The 19,718-nt window shown below is 49.0% G+C and carries 22 protein-coding genes; 13 read left to right on the top strand and 9 right to left on the bottom strand.

Annotated features, from left to right (window positions below; genetic code table 11):
* Positions 1 to 25: 25 nt before the first annotated feature.
* The 7 genes from katG to N836_RS62930 all read left to right on the top strand — a co-directional run bounded on the left by katG (position 26) and on the right by N836_RS62930 (position 7,624).
* Positions 26 to 2,254 (top strand): catalase/peroxidase HPI, encoded by a 2,229-nt coding sequence (gene katG, locus N836_RS62955; protein WP_081716950.1) that lies wholly within the window; start codon positions 26 to 28, stop codon positions 2,252 to 2,254.
* A gap of 108 nt (positions 2,255 to 2,362) precedes the next feature.
* Positions 2,363 to 2,494, top strand: coding sequence for a hypothetical protein (locus N836_RS77940; RefSeq protein WP_023075097.1), 132 nt, complete (start codon positions 2,363 to 2,365; stop codon positions 2,492 to 2,494).
* A gap of 31 nt (positions 2,495 to 2,525) precedes the next feature.
* Positions 2,526 to 3,101: a redoxin family protein gene (locus N836_RS62950; protein WP_023075096.1), complete on the top strand. Its 576-nt coding sequence runs from the start codon at positions 2,526 to 2,528 to the stop codon at positions 3,099 to 3,101.
* A 327-nt stretch (positions 3,102 to 3,428) separates the two neighbouring features.
* Complete coding sequence (locus N836_RS62945) at positions 3,429 to 5,060, top strand: iron uptake porin (RefSeq protein WP_023075095.1); 1,632 nt, start codon at positions 3,429 to 3,431, stop codon at positions 5,058 to 5,060.
* A 7-nt stretch (positions 5,061 to 5,067) separates the two neighbouring features.
* The gene (locus N836_RS62940) at positions 5,068 to 5,865 is read left to right on the top strand and encodes an ABC transporter permease (RefSeq protein ID WP_023075094.1); all 798 of its coding nucleotides are present in this window, start codon (positions 5,068 to 5,070) and stop codon (positions 5,863 to 5,865) included.
* Between the two features lie 2 nt (positions 5,866 to 5,867).
* Positions 5,868 to 6,629, top strand: a complete 762-nt coding sequence (locus N836_RS62935; RefSeq protein WP_023075093.1) for an ABC transporter ATP-binding protein — start codon at positions 5,868 to 5,870, stop codon at positions 6,627 to 6,629.
* Entirely contained in the window at positions 6,626 to 7,624 is a 999-nt protein-coding gene (locus N836_RS62930) for an ABC transporter substrate-binding protein (RefSeq protein WP_023075092.1), read from the top strand. Before N836_RS62935 ends, N836_RS62930 begins: the two co-directional genes overlap by 4 nt.
* Before the next feature lie 18 nt (positions 7,625 to 7,642).
* On the opposite strand, the gene N836_RS62925 is transcribed toward N836_RS62930, so the two are convergent.
* Both N836_RS62925 and N836_RS62920 read right to left on the bottom strand, forming a co-directional pair.
* The gene (locus N836_RS62925) at positions 7,643 to 8,221 is read right to left on the bottom strand and encodes a hypothetical protein (protein ID WP_031293715.1); all 579 of its coding nucleotides are present in this window, start codon (positions 8,219 to 8,221) and stop codon (positions 7,643 to 7,645) included.
* Between the two features lie 199 nt (positions 8,222 to 8,420).
* Complete coding sequence (locus tag N836_RS62920; protein ID WP_023075090.1) at positions 8,421 to 9,077, bottom strand: hypothetical protein; 657 nt, start codon at positions 9,075 to 9,077, stop codon at positions 8,421 to 8,423.
* A 582-nt stretch (positions 9,078 to 9,659) separates the two neighbouring features.
* Here N836_RS62920 and N836_RS62915 point away from each other — a divergent pair.
* Positions 9,660 to 9,899, top strand: a complete 240-nt coding sequence (locus N836_RS62915) for a hypothetical protein (protein WP_023075089.1) — start codon at positions 9,660 to 9,662, stop codon at positions 9,897 to 9,899.
* 283 nt (positions 9,900 to 10,182) lie between these two features.
* On the opposite strand, the gene N836_RS62910 is transcribed toward N836_RS62915, so the two are convergent.
* The 3 genes from N836_RS62910 to N836_RS62900 form a co-directional block, all read right to left on the bottom strand.
* Complete coding sequence (locus N836_RS62910) at positions 10,183 to 10,410, bottom strand: hypothetical protein (RefSeq protein ID WP_023075088.1); 228 nt, start codon at positions 10,408 to 10,410, stop codon at positions 10,183 to 10,185.
* 15 nt (positions 10,411 to 10,425) lie between these two features.
* Positions 10,426 to 10,809, bottom strand: a complete 384-nt coding sequence (locus N836_RS62905; protein WP_023075087.1) for a RidA family protein — start codon at positions 10,807 to 10,809, stop codon at positions 10,426 to 10,428.
* Positions 10,810 to 11,024: 215 nt separating this feature from the next.
* On the bottom strand, positions 11,025 to 12,467 hold the full coding sequence (locus tag N836_RS62900) for a carotenoid oxygenase family protein (protein ID WP_023075086.1): 1,443 nt from the start codon (positions 12,465 to 12,467) through the stop codon (positions 11,025 to 11,027).
* A 92-nt stretch (positions 12,468 to 12,559) separates the two neighbouring features.
* Between N836_RS62900 and N836_RS76715 the strand changes: the two genes are divergently transcribed.
* Entirely contained in the window at positions 12,560 to 12,850 is a 291-nt protein-coding gene (locus tag N836_RS76715; RefSeq protein WP_161635018.1) for a hypothetical protein, read from the top strand.
* Positions 12,851 to 12,980: 130 nt separating this feature from the next.
* Here N836_RS76715 and N836_RS62890 read toward each other — a convergent pair whose 3' ends face one another.
* From N836_RS62890 to N836_RS77670, 3 genes are all read right to left on the bottom strand, one after another.
* Positions 12,981 to 14,261 carry a DEAD/DEAH box helicase gene (locus tag N836_RS62890; protein ID WP_023075084.1) on the bottom strand — a complete coding sequence of 427 codons (1,281 nt, stop codon included), beginning with the start codon at positions 14,259 to 14,261 and terminating at the stop codon, positions 12,981 to 12,983.
* Between the two features lie 356 nt (positions 14,262 to 14,617).
* Positions 14,618 to 15,259, bottom strand: a complete 642-nt coding sequence (locus tag N836_RS62885) for an NAD(P)-dependent alcohol dehydrogenase (protein ID WP_023075083.1) — start codon at positions 15,257 to 15,259, stop codon at positions 14,618 to 14,620.
* 66 nt (positions 15,260 to 15,325) lie between these two features.
* The gene (locus tag N836_RS77670) at positions 15,326 to 15,589 is read right to left on the bottom strand and encodes an alcohol dehydrogenase catalytic domain-containing protein (protein WP_023075082.1); all 264 of its coding nucleotides are present in this window, start codon (positions 15,587 to 15,589) and stop codon (positions 15,326 to 15,328) included.
* Positions 15,590 to 15,796: 207 nt separating this feature from the next.
* Here N836_RS77670 and ppk2 point away from each other — a divergent pair, with 207 nt between their 5' ends.
* From ppk2 to N836_RS62870, 3 genes are all read left to right on the top strand, one after another.
* Positions 15,797 to 16,717: a polyphosphate kinase 2 gene (ppk2, locus tag N836_RS62880; RefSeq protein ID WP_235071147.1), complete on the top strand. Its 921-nt coding sequence runs from the start codon at positions 15,797 to 15,799 to the stop codon at positions 16,715 to 16,717.
* Positions 16,718 to 16,982: 265 nt separating this feature from the next.
* Positions 16,983 to 18,107 carry a glycosyltransferase gene (locus N836_RS62875; RefSeq protein ID WP_023075080.1) on the top strand — a complete coding sequence of 375 codons (1,125 nt, stop codon included), beginning with the start codon at positions 16,983 to 16,985 and terminating at the stop codon, positions 18,105 to 18,107.
* Complete coding sequence (locus N836_RS62870; RefSeq protein WP_023075079.1) at positions 18,094 to 18,288, top strand: DUF1614 domain-containing protein; 195 nt, start codon at positions 18,094 to 18,096, stop codon at positions 18,286 to 18,288. Before N836_RS62875 ends, N836_RS62870 begins: the two co-directional genes overlap by 14 nt.
* Here the strand turns inward: N836_RS62870 and N836_RS0139010 are convergent.
* Entirely contained in the window at positions 18,278 to 18,994 is a 717-nt protein-coding gene (locus N836_RS0139010; RefSeq protein ID WP_031293709.1) for a hypothetical protein, read from the bottom strand. The two genes, N836_RS62870 and N836_RS0139010, sit on opposite strands and share 11 nt — an antisense overlap.
* Positions 18,995 to 19,127: 133 nt before the next feature.
* On the opposite strand from N836_RS0139010, the gene N836_RS62865 reads away from it, so the two are divergent.
* On the top strand, positions 19,128 to 19,715 hold the full coding sequence (locus tag N836_RS62865) for an ISAzo13-like element transposase-related protein (protein ID WP_023075077.1): 588 nt from the start codon (positions 19,128 to 19,130) through the stop codon (positions 19,713 to 19,715).
* Positions 19,716 to 19,718: the final 3 nt, after the last annotated feature.

Genomic DNA, 19,718 nt, shown 5'->3' with positions numbered 1-19,718 from the left:
CACTACACACAATATAGGAGACAACATGAGCGATCTAATGGATGCTAGAGGTAGCAAAACTGCAAGCGGCGGATGTCCCTTTTCGGGTGGGGCTCCTAAATTTACCGCAGGCACTGGAACGTCTAATCGAGATTGGTGGCCAAATCAGTTAAACCTGAAAATTCTCCACCAGCACGCCCCCCAATCAAATCCCATGGGTGAGGTGTTTAACTATGCTGAAGAGTTCAAAAGTCTCGACTTAGATGCCGTGAAGAGAGACATCTTTGACCTGATGAGAACGTCTCAGGATTGGTGGCCCGCTGATTACGGTCACTATGGTCCACTCTTTATCCGGATGGCTTGGCACAGCGCTGGCACCTACCGCATTGGCGACGGACGAGGTGGTGCAGCTACCGGCAACCAACGCTTTGCGCCTCTCAATAGTTGGCCTGACAATGGCAATCTTGACAAGGCTCGTCGATTGCTTTGGCCGATTAAGCATAAGTATGGAAGAAAAATCTCTTGGGCCGATCTAATGATCCTCGCTGGCAACTGCGCCCTAGAGTCCATGGGATTTAAGACATTTGGTTTTGCCGGTGGACGTGAAGATATTTGGGAACCCGAAGAAGACATTTACTGGGGTGCTGAAGCCGAGTGGATGGGCGACAAGCGATATACAGGTGATCGTGAACTTGAAGATCCCCTGGGTGCTGTGCAGATGGGTCTGATTTATGTGAACCCAGAGGGGCCAAACGGTCAACCCAATCCGATCGCGTCGGGTCGGGACATTCGTGAAACCTTCGGACGGATGGCGATGAATGATGAGGAAACTGTTGCCCTCGTTGCGGGTGGACACACCTTTGGTAAATGCCATGGCGCGGGTGATGCGGCACTTGTGGGTCCTGAGCCAGAAGCGGCTCACATAGAGGAACAGGGCTTAGGCTGGAAGAACAGCTTTGGCAGTGGTGTCGGTGTTCATGCAACAACCAGTGGTATCGAAGGTGCATGGACCACGAATCCAATTAAGTGGGATAACAACTACTTTGAAAATCTGTTTGGTTATGAGTGGGATCTGACTAAAAGCCCCGCTGGTGCCCATCAGTGGGTTCCGAAGAATGGCGCGGCGGCTGATGCCGTGCCCGATGCACACGATCCATCAAGACGACATGCGCCGATCATGACCACGGCGGATATGGCGATGAAAATGGACCCAATCTATGGGCCAATTTCGCGACGCTTCCTTGAGCATCCAGAACAGTTTGCCGATGCGTTTGCCCGTGCCTGGTTCAAGCTCACTCATCGCGATATGGGGCCTCGTGCCCGTTACCTCGGTGCTGAGGTGCCATCGGAGGAACTCATATGGCAAGATCCAGTCCCTGCAGTCACCCATGAACTGATTGATGAGACCGATATTGCAGCTCTAAAGCAACAGATTCTTTCATCGAGTCTCACGGTCTCTCAACTAGTCTCGACGGCCTGGGCATCGGCATCCACGTTCCGTGACTCTGATAAGCGTGGTGGTGCGAACGGGGCGCGCATTCGTCTTGCCCCCCAGAAGGATTGGGAAGTCAACCAGCCGGAACAGTTAGCAACTGTGCTGCAGACTCTGGAGGCAATCCAAAGCACTTTCAACAACTCGCAATCCGGTGGCAAAAGAGTTTCTTTAGCCGATGTGATTGTGCTGGGTGGCTGTGCAGGGATTGAGCAGGCTGCAAAGAATGCCGGGTGGTACGATGTCAAAGTCCCCTTCAAGCCCGGACGCACGGATGCATCCCAGGCACAAACAGATGTGGAGTCCTTTGCTGTCCTTGAGCCGATTGCCGATGGTTTCCGCAACTATGCTAAAGGTCTGTTTACCATACCGGCAGAGAAGTTGTTGGTGGATCGGGCGCAGTTGTTAACGCTGAGCGCACCTGAAATGACCGTTCTAATTGGTGGCATGCGCGTCTTGAATGCAAATGTCGGGCAGGCCCAACAGGGTGTTTTCACCAATCGGCCAGGGACATTAACCAATGACTTTTTCGTGAACCTGCTTGATATTGGCACGACATGGAAGGCGGTTTCTGAGGCTGAAGACGTGTTTGAAGGGCGCGATCGCAAAACAGGCACAGTCAAGTGGACAGGTACCCGTGTTGATCTTGTCTTTGGTTCCAACTCGCAGCTGCGAGCCATCGCTGAAGTCTATGGCTGTCAGGACTCACAGCAAAAGTTTGTGCAAGACTTTGTCGCGGCATGGGCTAAAGTGATGAACCTTGATCGCTTTGATGTCGCTTAGTCTGAGCCCATAGGGCTGTAAGGGGTTTTGAGCAGAGCCTCCTCCAATGTTCAGAGGAGGCTCTACAAACCTCAAAAAATTCTGAACGCAGGTGGAAGCCAATAAACCATGAATGAATCAACCTGTCAACTATTTCGTGGAGTTCTCTTCATTTTAGAGTTTTTTGAACTGCTAGGCGACGACCTGTTGCTCTGGTTAGCGGCTGCATATTTATGGGTATATTGGAGCGTTGTCTTTTAGACAGGTTGAATACAAGTACGGAGCTAGGAAAGTGGTATTCAATCGTGAAGGCCAGCGGGTTCCTCAAGTCACCTTTCGAATGTTTGCTGAGGGAGAGTGGTACGAGCTTTCGACAGCAGATCTCTTTGATCGTAAAACCGTGGTGGTATTTGCAGTACCGGGAGCCTTTACCTATCCTTATTCTCCGATTCAACTATTAGGCTACAACCAGTATGCCAGGGTATTTCGCACCAACGGTGTGGATGATATCCTTTGCATTGCGGTCAATGATCCGTTTTCACTCGCAACTTGGGCAGAAAAAGAAGGAGCCGATCAGATACGCTTTATTCCCGATGTCAACGGTGACTTTACCCGCGAGATGAAGATGATGGTCAACCTTTCTAGTAAAGGCATGGGTTACCGCTCTTTGCGCTATTCCATGCTAGTGAAAGACGGCGTGATTGAAAAAATGTTTGTGGAACGAGACGGATTTGAAACGAAGCCAGTGGTTTCTAATGCCGAAACAATGTTGAACTATATTAACCCAGAAGCCGAAAAGCCTGAGCAGACAGCTGTACTCATGCACATGTGGCGGACGATGTTTTCTGACCAGAAAAGTGGCGAATAAACGTGCAGTGAAGCGGCATTCACGGTAGAGCTAAGGGGATTGACCAAACATAAAGTCCCAGGTTGAGGCTGTCGATGGGTGGATGAGTGATGCTGACCGCTTACTAGCGTCTAAAAAAAGAATTGTCAAAAGACACCCTGTCAGACAACAAATTATTGCTACACAAATCTAAATTCAATCTCTAGTTGAGAAACATGACTTATTTTCAGTGCTTACATTGAGCAGAATCTGAGGATAGGAGCATGTCTGCTGTGGCCATTCACGACATAGTTGCATTTTTCTTCCAACATAATCCTCAGGGAATTATTCGCTGGTTGATAGAGCTGCATGAAGATTTGGAAACAGTTTGGGGCAGGGGCAATTGCTGCTATCAGCATTGGCAGCCAGGGAGCCTGGGCGACAGTCGCTGAGGTGCAGGATGTAGACGCCTCAGCGGCGTTGACTGTGTCAGAGGAGGCTGTCGCCCCTGCCGAGGTGTTACAGCCCGCTACTTATAGGCTAAGCGAAGCTATCACGGTGAATGAGCTGTCCGATGTGTTGCCGTCCGATTGGGCCTATGGCGCTTTGCAACGGCTGGTGGAGCAGTATGGCTGTGTGGCAGGCTATCCCGATGGCACCTTTAGGGGCGATCGCACTATGACTCGCTACGAGTTTGCCGCTCTTTTAGAGACGTGTCTATCAGAGGTCACCGCTCTCATGGCAGAAGGCATCATATCTGAGGCCGATATGGCCACTATCCAGCGACTGCAGACATCCTTTAGCCAGGAGTTAACCACTTTAGCAACCCGCCTTGAGGAACTGGAAGCCGACGCTGCCGCCCTGGCTGCCAACAGTTTTTCAACCACTACCCGTCTACGTAGCGAAGTCATCTTTTCTCTGGAACAACTGGCTGGCAATGAGCAAGCTAATGGTAGTGGCGATGACCTTCCCGACGCAATGACGTTTGGCAGTCGAGCCCGGTTGAATTTCAACACTAGCTTTACCGGCCAGGACTTGCTGAAAATTCGCCTGGATGCCTTGAACCCAACTCGGTTAAACGCACCGGTCACTGGCACAAATATGACCCGACTGACGTTTGACCGTGACACGAATAATAGCTTTGATATTGGCAAGTTGTTTTATCGCTTTCCCGTTAGCGATCGCCTAGGTCTACACATTGATGCCACCCGCGGAGCCTACCAGGCGAATGTCTCCAGCACCTTTAATCCCGGTTTTGCCAATCCGATTTCTGGAGCTGTCTCCCGCTTTGGCCGATTTAATCCAATTTACTATCAGGGAGCACTGGGTACCGGCATCACCGGAGTTTATGACCTCAGTTCTGACCTCACCCTCTCCGCCGGATATATAGCCCGGGGCGATGATACGGCTAACTCGGAGGTGGGGCTGTTTGGTGGCGGCTATACGGCGCTGGCCCAGCTGGATTTTCGACCGACTGATACCGTGAAACTCGGGGCAGTCTACGCCCGTTCTTACTATCCATCGGGGGAAGTGGCGGTGGCGGCAGGCACAGGCAGTCGCTTAGCCAATGCTCCATTTGGCAACAACATTGCAACATCAGCCAATCATTTTGGGCTGCAATCCAGCGTAAAACTGGGAGCAGATGCAATACTTTCTGGCTGGGCTGGTTTGAGTTTAGCCAGTGCTGAATCGGACAGGGGGGCAGTGAGTGATGGCGATGACGCCACGTCGCTCAATTGGGCGGTGACACTGGGGCTGCCTCATTTGGGCGGGAAAGGTCATTTTGGTGGGGTATTAGTGGGACAACCACCTCGGGTTTTAAGTAATGATGGCGGTCCTGACGAAGAGGATGCTACCTGGCATCTGGAGGCGTTTTACCGCTATCGCATTAGTCCAAATATTTCTTTAATTCCAGGTTTTGTTGTGTTGGTTAATCCTGAAAACAACAGCGACAATGACACCATTTGGCTGGGTAGTCTTCGTACCGTATTTCAGTTTTAGTTAGGCCATGCTATCCAATCCACCTGATGTCTTGAAAACGTTGACGCGGCTACGGTCCAACCTCTGGGGGGTGGGGTCACTGACGCTGGTGCTGGGTGTCTGGCAATGGGCCTCACAGCAGTATAGTCGGGTGATCTTGCCGCCGCCGGTTGAGGTCGCTGTTGTGTTGAGATCGCTCCTCTTAGAAAGACGCCTGTGGGATGCGATCGCTGCCACCAGCCTGCATGTTCTAGTTGGATTTATCTTGGCTCTGGGCATTGGCGGTCTGTTGGGACTGGCCACAGGTCGTCAGTCTTGGGTGCGTCCGGCCCTGACCCCAATTGCCATTGCCCTGCTGGGTACCCCACCCATCGCCTGGTTAGTCTTAACAATGGTGTGGTTTGGTCTGGGCAACGCCAACTCAATTTTTACCGTGGCGATCACAGTGGGGCCAATAGTGTTTGCCGGGGTGGCCGATGCGGTAATTACCCTCGACCCTAGCCTGGTAGACGTCGCCCAGGTGTATCAGCTCTCCGGGACATCCCGGTTTCAGTCCCTCTATTGGCCCCATCTCATATCGCGGCTGCTGCCGGTCCTGGTGGCCGGATTGAGTCTTGCCTGGCGCGTGTCGATTATGTCCGAAGTGTTGGCCACCCCCACGGGCATTGGAGCCGAAATGAATACCGCCCGCGCCAATTTAGACACAGCTGAAGTCATGGCCTGGATCGTGATTACCATTGGTCTCGTCCTCGCCTCGGATACCCTGCTGCGACGGCTACAGCGGCAGATTTTACCCTGGCAGCAAGCCAACAACCTGGGAGGATAACGATGGTACAACTGCTAGACAATATCCATCACTATTACGGCTCCCGGCTAATTTTAGAAGCCATTCACCTGGGCGCTGAACCGGGCCAAATTATCGGGCTGATGGGACCGTCCGGCTGTGGCAAGACCACCCTGCTTAATGTGATGGCAGGCTTGCTGTCGCCAACGGCCGGGACTGTTCACGTCACCCCCATGGGGACCGCCTACGTCTTCCAAGAACCTCGCCTCTTTCCTTGGTATACCGTTGTTGAGAATATTGCCCTGGGCTTAAAAGCTCAAGGGATCAGCCGACAACAACGGCTGCAGCGGGCCTACCAGCTAGCAAAAACCGTCGGCCTAGCTGAGGCGGTCTCTCTCTATCCGCCTCAGCTTAGTGGCGGCATGAAACAGCGGGTCAATTTGGCCAGGGCATTTGCGATTAATCCGCAGCTACTGTTATTGGATGAGCCCTTTAGTTCCCTCGATATCGGTACGCGCCAGCAGCTACAGCAGCTGGTGGTGACCTGGGTGCAGCAGCAGCAAGCCACCGCTGTTTTAGTCACCCACGACCTGACAGAAGCCTCGGTAATGGCGGATCACCTGATGGTGCTTTGTCAGTGTCCGGCCCGCATTGTCTATCGCTGGTGTAATCAGCGGCCTCCCCATCAACGTGATCCAGCTTACATTTACCAAACTCTATCAGAGCTCCAGACCCTGCCTGAAATTGCCGCCAGTTTTAATCTCACCTCCGTCAATGTCTCAACTATCAGGAGTGTTACTCTATGACTTGCGATCGCCGTCAGTTTCTCCAATTCATGACTGCCAGCCTGGGGTTATCGATTACCGCTGGCTGCGGACGACCGACTACCACCACTAGCAACCTCACGTCCCTCGGTATAGGCGGATCGCCCATTTTGCTAACCATTCCCCTGGCCTATTTGATTGAACGCAGTGGTTTGCAGGATGCGATCGCAGAGATAGAATTCTTTTCTGTGCGTAATCATGACCAAATAAAAGCCTTGCTGGCCTCAGGACAGGGACAAATCACCGCCAATCCCACCTTGCTGGCAGCAGGGCTCTACCGCCAAGACCTCCCAATTAAGCTACTGAATGTGATGGTGTGGGGCAACATTTATGTCCTCTCAGCCGATGGAGCGCTTGGCCAGTGGGAAGATCTGCGCGGTAAAACAGTCCTGATTCCTTTCAAGGGAGGCATGCCAGAAATGATTTTCCGCTTTCTCGCCACCCAATCAGGGCTGCAGCCCGACCAGGACCTCACCATTCAATCTACCCAAGACTTTCAAAGCACCGCTCAGCTGTTGTTAACAGGCGCAGGGGACGTGGGCGTATTTGCTGAACCCCATGCCAGTAATGTTGTTGCTAAAGCCCAGCAGCAGGATCTAGAACTATTCTATAGCTTAGACTTTAAGCAAACCTGGAGTCAGGTAACCGGACAACCCGCCCGCTTTCCCCAGGCCGGCATTTCTGCTCTCAGTAGCTTAGTGGACAACAGTCCCGATGTGGTAACAATGATCCAAACAGAACTCCGCAACTCCCTGGACTGGATTCAACAAAATCCTACGGATGCAGCCGAGCTGGGTGCTAAATATATGGATACCCCTGCCCCCATCCTCGAACAATCTCTCAAAACCAATCTATTTGAATTCGTACCGGCTGTAGAGGCCCGTCCCGAGCTGGAGGTATTTTACCAATCACTGATGCAGGTAAATCCTAAATTACTCCAGGGCCAGCTGCCTGATGCCGATTTTTATGTGGGGTAGACAGGACTGGAGATGGCGCTATCCCAATAGTGTAAGCCTCTGTGAGGCAAGCAACAATGCTGTATGGGGAAGAATCACACGAGAACCCCGTTTTTCGACTCCAGAATTGCGGATAAAACGATTCAGCTTACGCGAGAAAGAATTCACCACCGCCCAGTTCCAGCTGGCTGGATCACCCATGTCGGGATATGTCGTAGCCCAATTGTGAGCCCGCGTTTCTGAGTTGTGGTTGGTGTGGGAATTGCGCAGGATGCTGTTGCGCGGCGATTCGAGATAGAGCTGGATTAGTCCCCAGCCGTTACAGGAATAACGGTATGTGGCACCGTCACATTTTTTGGGATTCAAGTCAACGCGCCGGAAATTGACGTAACCGTCTGCACCTTCGGCATAGAGTTGCAGGTGCAGTGTCTGGTGTTGGTCATGCGACCAATCGTTAATCTGATATCGGTGTTCAATATCAGCCAGCGAGTGAAATTCTGCGAGTTCGGTATCAACCTCGGAGGCCAGCTCAAAGATGCGACAGGGCATCGTCCTAAAGATGTGCTCAAGTATCACACGGTGGTCGTCGCCGTAGGCAAAAAAATCACAATTAGGCATGGCAGATGCGATCGCAAACCGGGTAGGGTACGGATAACGCACTGTCTGTATCAGCATCACCCATAAATTTGGATATTTTAGCTTCCATGATAAAACCAGATTAAGATACCAAACTATCGTCGCCCTTACATCTCTGGGGGACATTCTTGACAGCTACGACAATCGCGGCAGGATGAACTATCGAGAAATTTTGAGGCAATTAATGTCCTAAATGTTTTAGATGGTCACTAATCTGTGAAATCCAATGGGGCAATTGCGCCGCAAGAGTTGCTGCTCCTGCTTTTTCAACTGTTCCCTTTAAAATACTGCGAATAGCCTCAAGAGATGCTGTAATAACACCTTTTTTCGATTTCGAAACTTTAGACTGAGCCTCAATGGTCTCAATTTCACCGATCAAGTCGTTCTCGATTTGATCCTTTAGCCCTAATTCATTAACAGAAGCCTTAATTTCAGATAGGGTTTGTAGAATTGAATCTTTGAGTAGCGCTTCAACTGTGAGGGTCTGTTGACTATGTGAGGTTGCCTGCTGCAATTGAGAATTTGTTACATTACCTTCAACATATATGAGATTGAAAGGTGGGAAATGCTCAGTAGGCTTATCAGGGTTCGTTCTTGCATTTTCAATTTCTTTGATCCCAAGATGAGTAATTTTGGCGTTATCAAGAAAATTTTTATAAGAGATCAAGCCATCGCCTTTAAGATACTGCATAGCCCGATCTAAATCGTTGAAATCCCAGCCCAATTCACGAGCTATGTGTTGGGTGCCTACAGGACAATTTTCATCTCCACCACTCTCATCATAAATTTTTTCCAAAAGGTACAGACGATTTAAGCGTTCTTGATTGATATCAACCATAAATTTGAGCGAACTTGGATAGAGATGAGTTCATTAGAGATTATAGCCAAATTGCATTTCTATAAACTTGTTGCAACATAAGAACTGATCGGACTAAAAGCACTAGTAGCCAAGGATTTTAAGAAAATCCCCGCAGCAAAGCTCGAATCTATCGACATATAAGGACTTGAATTACTTTATTCTTTTATTTCGAAACATCTTTTATCAACATCTCTTGTGTAGTAACTGGCACGTTTGAGAGATGACACCCTCTATTTACAGAACTTATACCTGATACATGCCAATACTTCCAACAAATTAATTCCTCAGTGAAGGTATTACACAGCTCATCAATAGCTTGACGAAAGTCTGGTGAGCGTTCTAAAGTTACCCAATGCTGCTAGTGCAGCTGTTCCACTAGAACCTAATGACTTGGCACCATCGGCAGGTGCTAGCGACACCTAGCCGATGGCTACCCACAGATTCCGAAGCAATCCATGGGATTGGGATATTATGCCCTACCCTCTGCGATTTGCAATACGTCGTGGGGGGCTAGGGAGTTAGGTTCTGGCTTTCCTTGTTCCATATCGGAGACCCAGAACCATGTTTCAAGACCCAACTCAGGGCGCAGATGCGCCCACATACCAGCCTGCGCTGCTGCCAGACTACGCCTACGAACACGGTCGACACATGCTGTTTGGCACCTTGAGTTTTGTGCAGATCACCATCAAACAGCTGCATAAGCTCAACTACGCTGAACCCAACGACTGGAGCCGTCCACTACCCACCGGGCAACCCAATGAAGTCATGGTGATTTTGACTACGAAGGTGCGCATGAGTTAAGGCTATGCGATCGCATTTTCTATTGAGAAGTGCGATCGCTCCCAGCTCACATTAACAAGATCGAACCATTGACCGATTGGAAACAGTATCTCCAGTCTATGCCCGTGTGCAATGCGAAGCTATTGTTATCGCAGCAGATTTCCAACTATCTAATCGGTTGTAAAGTAGTGGTAGTATACAGTGCAGTTTTTTCATCTAAAGCATAAATTGATTGCCTAGATCCACTACCAGCATTGTATTCAACAACTTAGGACCCGACTGAAATCGTGAAACGCGATTGCTGCTAGACATCTAGCTTTGTAACCTTAGGAGCTGAGCTGACTGCAAACGGCGTTTGACGATCAAAAAGATATCCCGATAATTTGCTGAGCGATGCCATATCCTGACAGTCCACGTCAGCTTTTAAAAAACCGCTCCAGTAGCCAAAAAAGCCACCGTTGGTTCGATAGGATGTCACCTCAGCACTGGGAGACAATTCAACGCCAGTCTCTGCATACAGTACCTTGATCAATTTTGCTTCACTGTATTATGAATGAGTGAGAGCCACGACAGCTTCAACCTCTATCTTTAATTCTGGGGCAAAAAGACTCTTAACTTGCACTAATGAGCTAGCAGGTAGATTGTTTTCATAGCTGCTGAATAAGACATTTCTAAGCTGCTCAACCCCATCAAATTCCGTCACAAATATTGTCACCTTGATCAGATCCTTAAAGCTAGTCCCTTCGGCGTCAAGTATGCTTTTGATCTGATCAAAAACTACTTGAGCCTGGGTTGCGAGGCCCTGATTTTGTGCTGGTGTATTAAAGGCCGTTAAGCCTGATAGAAACAGCAAACCGTTATAGCTCACAGCATGAACATATGGACCGACAGGCGTATCGAGGTGAGCATAATTCTTACGTTCAACATTCATATGTCTGCTGGCTCCTGACGAACTAACACCAAGCTTAACCTTAGCTGACCGAGCAGCAACTTGATCTCGCGGACATCCGCCAGAATTTCTCAGCCCCCATCCTAATCCCGGTAACCGAGTCGCTTGGCTTGAAGATATTATTCAAGGGTCTTGCCGCAGCTCCCTTAGCAAGTTGGAGAAGAGTGAATATTAAGGCTAATCTCTTTCGCAATAGATTAAACGAATACTTTAGGTATCCAATTTCCGTGAAATCCGTGTGGAATATGATGTTCAAGATGTAACTTCGCAATTACATTATCAAGATCTTTCGCATCCAAAATAACTACATAAGATCGATGTATCGCTGCATCATAAACCAAGGAAATTAACCATCCATCGTCTTCCTCAATGCCATGAGGGCGAGGGACAAAAATAGGTTCACCCGCAAATCCTCTCGGAGCTGGGTTCCATAGCTGATTTTCTCCTGAGCCTTTGTCTAGTTTCAGAATGGCTTGCAGGGGACCACTTGCCGTTGGACTGTCACATGCACTCATATAAAGATAACGATGCTCTTTCCCTATCCACATCGGATTCACTGCAGGAAATTCACACCCTCTTGTCTCAATTTTGCGACGACTTACGGCCTTTTGAGCCAAGTCTAACTCAAACTCCCATAGTTCTCCCTTAGGGAAATGATCAAAGTCAGTTTTTTCTAACGCTAACTCCGCTTGTTGCGTTTGAGGAAAAGATTGACTGCAAATTGATTCTAAATATATTTTTCCATCTTTCTCCCAGGCATTGCCATGGTGAAAGCCAAAGAAAGCTTCTGTTTCTAATATCTCTAGATTATGGTCTCCATGGCGAGCAATTACAATGATTTTGGTCGGTTGCTTAGGGTTGAATTCAAAACACTGCTCTATCGTCTTAAACCCAAGTAGGAAAGGTAATCCTTTCACTTGAAAGGGATGTTGCATGAATATGCAGTAATTATCTGTTACCAACATATCGTGCAAAAATGCAAACCCTGTTAAGGGATGGGAATACTGTTTTAATTTATTGCCAAGGTTGTCTAGCTCAAAAATAGTTAAGGTTTGGGATGTAATTCCCTTAACCCCAAAGTTAACAAAATGATTGTTGATGATTTTAGGATGAGCGGAGAAGGGTTGATTGGGCTCTAATAAACTATTAAGACTGTCTTCGCCAATAGTTTCCAATGTTTCAGGAACGAGCTGGTAAGGGTGACCGCCTTCCCACATGGCCCATAGTTTATCACCCCAATAAATAACGTTCGTATTAGCTGCATTTTTGAAATTAGTATCAAAGATATTAGCAAGCCACCCTCCAGGTTTTTGGGTGCCAAACCCTCGATACAGTATTTTTCCAGCTGCTTGTTCTTTGCGATAGCCTTCAGTGCGGACATATCGGTTTTTGAAGTAGGTACGACCCTGATTAAAAGCAATGGAACAAACCATGCCATCCCCATCAAAAGGATGCCCGATCTTTTGTCCGTTGATCTCTAATCTGCCAGCACCATTGCGGAAGAGTGTCCCCTGAAGTTCCAAGGGAATCATCCCTTCAACTTCATCGAGCCAATAGCTATATTCATTGACTTGGGATTCGTAACCTCTGGCCCAATCCTTGACTAGAGAGGCGTTTTTCTCTAAGTGTGCTTGCACCATGTCAATGCAGTTATAGTTCTGCACGATCTTAGCGCAGAAGCCATTAGGGATAGCGAGAGTTCGTCTTTGGGGATGGTGAGCCAACAGATCCTTTGAATAAGGACATCACACTAACGCCCATTCACTACCGAGCCGCCGCCGCCCAGCGACGACGACGCGCCGAGGACGAAGCCAAAGTCATACCAGAGTCCAGAATTGTTGATCTCGTAGATCCTGACATCAGAATCAAACAGGCTGATGATAAAGGTGATCGGCAAGATCAAACCATGCCACAAGCCATCAAAAAATCCTGCGGGCGCATCCGGGAGACTATATTTGGAACCAGGCCCAGCAATGAAAAGTATGTTCGCCATCATCACCTCAGGGTTTCTTCGTCTGCCTAACTTAACTATCATATTTAGCGTCAGATCTGACCCAAAAGCTTTATATCAGTTGCATTGAGCCGCCTCAATTTGATTCCTAACCAGTAGCCTGCTTCTTGAAACCTGCCTGCTTTTCTAAACGGTTTGTGAATTAAGCCTTACGTAGCCGTTTACGGCGGTTACCAGTGGGGGACTTTTTACCCTGAGCCGAGCGTGCTTGAGTGTTGGATGAATTGTAATTTCTCCGACGTGACTTAGAGCGTTGACGCTTTGGTTGCTCTCCCTGATTAGGGGCAGCCGTTGGCTCATACCCCGGAAGGACAGACTGGGTGAGTTTGCGCTTAAGTAACTTTTCAATTCCCTTTAACAGAGATTGTTCATCATTGGAGACTAGGGAAATGGCTTGACCTTCATTGCCAGCCCGTCCAGTTCGACCAATACGGTGTACGTAGTCTTCCGGCACATTGGGCAATTCAAAATTGACGACATGGGGAAGTTGGTCAATGTCTAATCCCCGTGAGGCAACATCGGTGGCAACCAGTACCCGAACCTGACCTTGCTTAAAGTCTCGTAAGGCACGCGTACGAGCGGCCTGACTTTTGTTGCCGTGAATGGCGGCTGTTTTCAAGCCATCTTTAGCCAATTGTTCGGCCAGACGATTGGCACCATGTTTGGTGCGGGTGAAGACAAGCACCTGCTGCCAATTGTTAAAGCCGACTAAATAGGAGAGCAGTTCTCGCTTACGCGTGCGATCAACAGGATACACGAGTTGTTCAACTTGTTCAGCCGCCGTGTTCCGGGGGGCAACTTCAATCTGCACTGGATTGTGCAACAGCGTACTTGCTAGTTTGCGGATAGCAGTTGAAAATGTGGCGGAAAACATCAGGGTCTGCCGTGATGCAGGCAGCTGTGCCAAAATCTTGCGAATGTCATGGATGAACCCCATGTCCAACATGCGATCGCACTCATCCAGCACCAGCATCTCGATCTGAGATAGATCGATCGTGTCTTGACTAACATGGTCCAGCAAGCGACCTGGAGTTGCGACCACAATGTCACACCCCTGCTTCAATGCTTTAATTTGGCGCACAATGCCGACGCCACCAAACACCACCACTGATTTAATTGGCAGGTATTTGCCGTAAGTATTGACACTATTGTTGACTTGAGCCGCCAATTCACGGGTGGGAGTCAAAATCAGGGCACGCGGGGCTCGTTGGGTTTTGGTAGGAGTGCTGCTGCTGAGGCGTTGTAGCAAGGGTAAGGTAAACCCTGCTGTTTTACCTGTACCCGTCTGAGCACTGGCGAAAATATCGTTTCCTTGCAAAATGGCAGGAATCGCCCGCTCCTGAATCGGAGTTGCTGCCGTGTAGCCTTCCTCAGCCACAGCACGTAAAAGTTGGGCAGCAAGACCGAGTGTCTCAAATGTCATAGGGTTTTAGTAGCTCCTAAATGTGCCCCTAACCCAAATGCAATGCTGGGACCAGTCTTAAGAGCAATAAACGTATGGTTTGCGTTGGATGACTTGGGTCAACAAGTGCCAAGGCTGCAACAATAGACCGGAACTAAGTTGCAGCTTATTACCCTAACACACCCTGGATGCTTAGACGTTGCAAATGCCATAGCGCTCATTACACAATTAGGCCCGAATTGCATCCTCATTCCTTAGTTACGATGCTGGCCTCATTTCTATTTCTGCCTGCTAGAGCTATGTGTATGGGTTGCAGTCCGCAGGCTGAGCAAAAGGCGGCTGATTGTCACCCGGCAAGAACCCTGTTAGGGGACAGATTAAATGGTGATCGCGACTTTCCCTTTAATCTGTCTTTGCTCCAGAGCGTGAATGGCCTGGGGGACTTGGCTCAAAGGATAGGTGCGATCGACAAACGGGTTCACCTTGCCAGTTTCGGCAAGCTGCTTCAACGTTAGCAAATCCTCTTGATTGGGTTGGGAGGTGAGACACTTTACCTGGCGTTGTTGTCGCTTACCCAACCAAGGCCCCAACAGCATCGCCCGAAAGAAGGCTGATGTAGAGCCGCCTACCATCACATAGGTGCCGCCTGGTTTCAATGCTGGCAAATAGTCTGTGAAAGACCGATAGGCCGCTGTATCTACGATCAGGTCATAGGGCTGACTCGGTTGGGTCACATCCGGTTGGGTGTAGTCAATGACGTGATCGGCACCCAGATGTCTTACCATCTCTACTTTTTGGGAGCTACAGATACCTGTCACGTCAGCTTCGAAAGCTTTAGCAATTTGGACGGCAAAGGAACCTACACCGCCAGCCGCTCCCACAATTAAAACCCGCTGGCCTGCCTGCACCTGACCAACATCGCGTAGCGCTTGCAGTGCTGCTAGGCCAGATACCGGCACAGTTGCCGCTGCCTCAAAGGTCAAATTGTTGGGCTTGGGTGCGAGGGTCGTGGCTGGCACGCAGACATACTCCGCGAAGCCACCAAATCCGCTTTCTGATAAGTCTCCGAATACGGTGTCTCCCGGCTAAAATTGGGTAACAGCCTGACCAATGGCCTCAACTTCACCTGCGATCGCACTCCCCAAAACTGAGTATTTGGGCTGCCGCAAACCACCATAAATCAACCGAATCAGGAACGGCGTACCCCGCATTAAATGCCAGATGCCCGCGTCCACTGAAGCCGCCTTTATGCTCACCAGGACTTCATTATCCTGAGGCACAGGTTTGGCTACATCCACCAATTGCAAAATATCAGGAGCACCATACTCAGTCTGAACAATCGCTTGCATTTTCTAGACCCCTGACATGGAGACAACAGAACTAACACGTGACATAGTAGTATCCCATCTCTATGACTTCACCCCTGCATAGGAATGACGGGGAAATATTTGGGACCACTTCGTCAAAATCCATTACGGTGAAAGGTGAGATTTTTGCCACGATTTGCAGGTCTCGGAGACTGCAGTTTTCCTTTAGATAACCACAGGAGCAATACCGTGACACTGAGTGATAATCCACAAATGGAAAATGACTGGCTGGAGGCTGAACTCCAAGATACCCTTGATGAAGATTATGAGCTTGAGCTCGAAGAGGCCTTACTCTCCCTAGAGATCAAGAAAATCTATCAAGAGAAGCATAAAGAGACTCTGCCCCGAAAGCAGTACTTTTTAAATCTGCTCAAGTTGCAGGCAGAGCTGATCAAGCTGCATGACTGGGTTCAAGACACCCAAGCAAAAGTTGCCGTCATTTTCGAGGGACGAGACGCTGCCGGCAAGGGTGGGGTGATTAAACGAATTACTCAGCGTTTGAACCCTCGTGTTTGTCGTGTTGTAGCTTTACCGAAGCCGACTGAGCGTGAAAAAACCCAGTGGTATTTTCAGCGCTATGTTCCCCACCTTCCCTCCGGTGGAGAAATGGTATTGTTCGATCGCTCTTGGTACAACCGCGCTGGAGTAGAACGTGTCATGGGCTTTGCCACCCCTGAGCAGGTGGAAGCTTTTTTCCGCGATGTCACTGAATTCGAAAGGATACTAGTGCGCTCTGGCGTCATCCTCATCAAGTATTGGTTCTCCATTGCGGATGATGAGCAGCAACTGCGCTTCTTAATGCGCATTCATGATCCGCTGAAACAGTGGAAGTTGAGCCCTATGGATTTACAGTCTCGGATTCGCTGGGAAGACTACACCGCAGCCAAAGAGGAGATGTTTGCCCGGACGAATATTCCTGAGGCTCCTTGGTGGGTTGTGCCAGCAAATGACAAGAAACGAGCACGTCTAAACTGCATTCAGCATCTGCTAACCCAGGTGCCGTACACTGAAGTACCTCAGGAAACCATCCAGCTCCCCAAGCGGGTGTTCAACACAGACTATGATCGCCATACGCTGCCGGAAGAGCTATATATTCCACAGGTCTTTTAGGCGCTCTGCCAAAGTTCACCTGAGCTAGCGTCTATTGTCTTGTTCAGCCCTTCTATTCTACCGGCAGAAGGGCCGAACAAGCACTGTGCTTTATCTTCCTATAGAGTCTAGCCAGTGATGCATATTCTTAAAACTAAGTAACTGCATGCCACAGAATTATTACAGCCTGTAACGAACCGTGCTAGTCCATAGCGTGATCCGTTTTATCCCGCTTACCTCTGCCAACATTTATGACTAGCACCAGCGTCTCTAAAGGGTAACTCCCATGACCAGACCCAATATCGTTCCCACGGCTAGATCAAACATTGTTTCTAGGGCCAAACCCAAGATCGTCTTTTATTTGCCGCAGCCGTTCTGGCCAACCACTTGGCCAAAGCACGTGAATGATAACTGGCCTGGGTTTAGGCTAGACATTTATGCCTGGACACTGCAAACCTATCTACGATTGAAAGAAACTGGGTTTGCTTGTGAACTGAGCCAACACATCCCAGATGAGGGCATTGTGTTGTTTCACAGCAATGTTTTGCAAGGGGCATCATTAAAACCAGGCCCTCGACAGCTATTCATCTGCCTGAAGTCAGAAGCCCATCCCCATGTCCATGCGCAGTTGCATGTGGTCCAAAATCCGGTGGAAGCTTCCCATTGTCGAGTGTTTATGCCCCATTGGCCGCAGTCAGGGCTACTCCCCCGTGATGCTGAGCGGCAAGACCGATTTGAAACCGTTGCCTTTGTCGGTCACCCAAACAGCCTTGATCCAGAGTTCCAGTCCCCTATTTGGCAAGAACGACTGGTTCAATTAGGGCTACAGTGGCGACCGGTCTGTAGTGGAGAAAACGGTGCAGAAAGCGTCGATAATCGGTGGCATGATTACCGTGATATTGATGTGATCGTCGCTGTTCGCAGTTTTGACCCCCGGATGCATTGGCAAACTCAAAATTTTTGCAACAAGCCAGCAACAAAACTGTATAACGCCTGGCTAGCTGGGGTTCCGGCTATTTTAGGTCGTGATAGTGCCTACTGGGCAGAACGTGAGAGTTCGCTTGATTATCTAGAGGTTAATTCCCTATCCCAGGTCCTGGAACAGTTAGTCCGTTTGCGGGATAATTCAAATTTGCGTCAGGCGATGGTTGCCCATGGGTATCAGCGGGCTCAAGCCTATACGCCGCAAGCGATTACTCAACGTTGGGTGGATTTTCTGAACAGGGTGGCGATGCCTGCCTACGAGTATTGGTGTCAGCAACCGGAACTACGGAAAAATATAGGATTGCTGCGCTCTCAAGCTCTCAAGCTCCAAACTGGTTCTCAACGAACAGCTAACCAACGCCTGCGTCAGCGAATCACGAATTTGAGTAGTTTACTCGATGCCGTTGTAGCGAATGGTCGCAGCTAGCAGCGGGGATCAAGTGCCTGCTGTTGCCTTTGCTGGGAGGATATTAGGCGTTTTAATCGGGGCCGACTTCTGGCATCTGCATGAAATTGAGCCAATGGCGTCAGGGGTTTTGAATATTGGTGGAGCAGGGGTGTTTGACAGGGCTGCATCCTCATACAAAAGCAGCTTTTTCATCCTGTAAACCGAAGCGATTCGAGAAAATCTTGGAGAGACTCGTACACTGCTATATTGTCCACGGACAGATAGATCAGATTGACAAAGATGGCGCGCTCGTGACCCGTGACAATAAATCCGATATTGTTCAAAATCGCATCCGTCTTTCTGCCGTCAATCTCTACGTTGCCAAGAGAAACACTTGCGTTGAACGATGCGATTTGATTTTCTTGGTCCATAATAAGATTCTGGAATGATCCTGGATTGAAGTATCCTGAGAAATTCATAAACTGCAACCCATAGTCGAGGAGATTCATAAAAGGTGTCATCTCTGCCATCACACTTTCCTCTAGGAACTCCCTAGACAGAGGGATTACATACACACCGCTATGAACATTCTTCTGCACAGGCAACATGGAAACTAAAGATGAGTCGAAAGCTTCCGATAGAAAAGCTTGCATTTCTTGAATCACTGCTTCGGGAATCTCTTCTTCAGGTGCATCCTGCTCAAGAAATAGTGCCGTCATTTCTTGCTGTGCTCTCAACATTGCCTCAAAATACTCATCATTTTTGAACAGATTGAGATTCATAGGAGTAGAATCGATAGTCGAATCTTCTAAAAGAATAATCTCATGTCCCTCTCGTTGACGGATCCCGAAAATTGATGGTGGATGCTGTTCATAAAGAGCCTTAAAAACTTCAAGCCCTATATTAACAACAGGTATATCAGCCAAACCAATCGTTGGTAGTGTGTCATAGGTATTGACTTCCCAAGAATCACTGGCAGGTTGATAGGAATAAGGATTTTATAGTATCCACATTTGCACAGGTAGGATAGCCTAAAAAATAGGTAGTTTCAGAGAACCAATGCTTGTGTCCTATTCTGCTGAAATCGAAGTCCAGATGCAGCGTTATTACCAGTCACTGTCAGAAAAAGATCGTCGTCGCTATGCGGGCATTGAAGCAGTCAAATTAGGTCATGGAGGGATTGCCTATATCAGTCGAGTATTGGGCTGTGACTATCGCACGATTAAGGCTGGAATGGCTGAACTTGAGGATGATGGGGCCCATCTAGAGGAACCGAGCATTCGCCGTGGTGGCGGTGGTCGCAAATCAGCGTTTGATGTCATCGATGGCCTCGATGCCGCTTTTTTGAAAGTGATGGAGCATCACACCGCAGGCTCTCCAGTAGATGAGACCGTGAAATGGACGAATCTGAGTCGTCCGAAGATTGCTGAATTACTTCAAGCCGAGCAGATAGATGTCAGTGTAACCGTGGTTGACCAGTTGCTCAAGAAACATCACTATCGTCGTCGTCGAGCTCGCAAGACCTTGGCAACCGGGGCGAGTCATCCCCAACGCAATGAGCAATTCGAGAACATTGACACCTTGCGTAAGCAGTATACAGACGAGGGAAATCCTGTCATGAGCATGGATACAAAAAAAGAGAATTGATTG

Source organism: Leptolyngbya sp. Heron Island J (genome assembly GCF_000482245.1).
Classification (GTDB): Bacteria; Cyanobacteriota; Cyanobacteriia; order Phormidesmidales; family Phormidesmidaceae; genus Leptothoe.
The sequence above is the reverse complement of the archived record's forward strand: the minus strand, read 5'-3'. Positions and strand labels throughout refer to the sequence as shown.

Bases quoted from the DNA above. Each gene is read 5' to 3' on its own strand.
- N836_RS62920 (WP_023075090.1), bottom strand. From the start codon at position 9,077: ATGGTTGATATCAATCAAGAACGCTTAAATCGTCTGTACCTTTTGGAA.
- N836_RS62905 (WP_023075087.1), bottom strand. From the start codon at position 10,809: ATGAATGTTGAACGTAAGAATTATGCTCACCTCGATACGCCTGTCGGT.
- N836_RS62935 (WP_023075093.1), top strand. From the start codon at position 5,868: ATGGTACAACTGCTAGACAATATCCATCACTATTACGGCTCCCGGCTA.
- N836_RS77670 (WP_023075082.1), bottom strand. From the start codon at position 15,589: ATGCAAGCGATTGTTCAGACTGAGTATGGTGCTCCTGATATTTTGCAA.
- N836_RS62875 (WP_023075080.1), top strand. From the start codon at position 16,983: ATGACCAGACCCAATATCGTTCCCACGGCTAGATCAAACATTGTTTCT.
- N836_RS62900 (WP_023075086.1), bottom strand. From the start codon at position 12,467: ATGGTGCAAGCACACTTAGAGAAAAACGCCTCTCTAGTCAAGGATTGG.
- N836_RS62890 (WP_023075084.1), bottom strand. From the start codon at position 14,261: ATGACATTTGAGACACTCGGTCTTGCTGCCCAACTTTTACGTGCTGTG.
- N836_RS62930 (WP_023075092.1), top strand. From the start codon at position 6,626: ATGACTTGCGATCGCCGTCAGTTTCTCCAATTCATGACTGCCAGCCTG.
- katG (WP_081716950.1), top strand. From the start codon at position 26: ATGAGCGATCTAATGGATGCTAGAGGTAGCAAAACTGCAAGCGGCGGA.
- N836_RS62870 (WP_023075079.1), top strand. From the start codon at position 18,094: ATGGTCGCAGCTAGCAGCGGGGATCAAGTGCCTGCTGTTGCCTTTGCT.
- N836_RS62915 (WP_023075089.1), top strand. From the start codon at position 9,660: ATGTTTCAAGACCCAACTCAGGGCGCAGATGCGCCCACATACCAGCCT.
- N836_RS62945 (WP_023075095.1), top strand. From the start codon at position 3,429: ATGAAGATTTGGAAACAGTTTGGGGCAGGGGCAATTGCTGCTATCAGC.
- N836_RS62925 (WP_031293715.1), bottom strand. From the start codon at position 8,221: ATGCCTAATTGTGATTTTTTTGCCTACGGCGACGACCACCGTGTGATA.
- N836_RS77940 (WP_023075097.1), top strand. From the start codon at position 2,363: ATGAATGAATCAACCTGTCAACTATTTCGTGGAGTTCTCTTCATTTTA.
- N836_RS62865 (WP_023075077.1), top strand. From the start codon at position 19,128: ATGCTTGTGTCCTATTCTGCTGAAATCGAAGTCCAGATGCAGCGTTAT.
- N836_RS62940 (WP_023075094.1), top strand. From the start codon at position 5,068: ATGCTATCCAATCCACCTGATGTCTTGAAAACGTTGACGCGGCTACGG.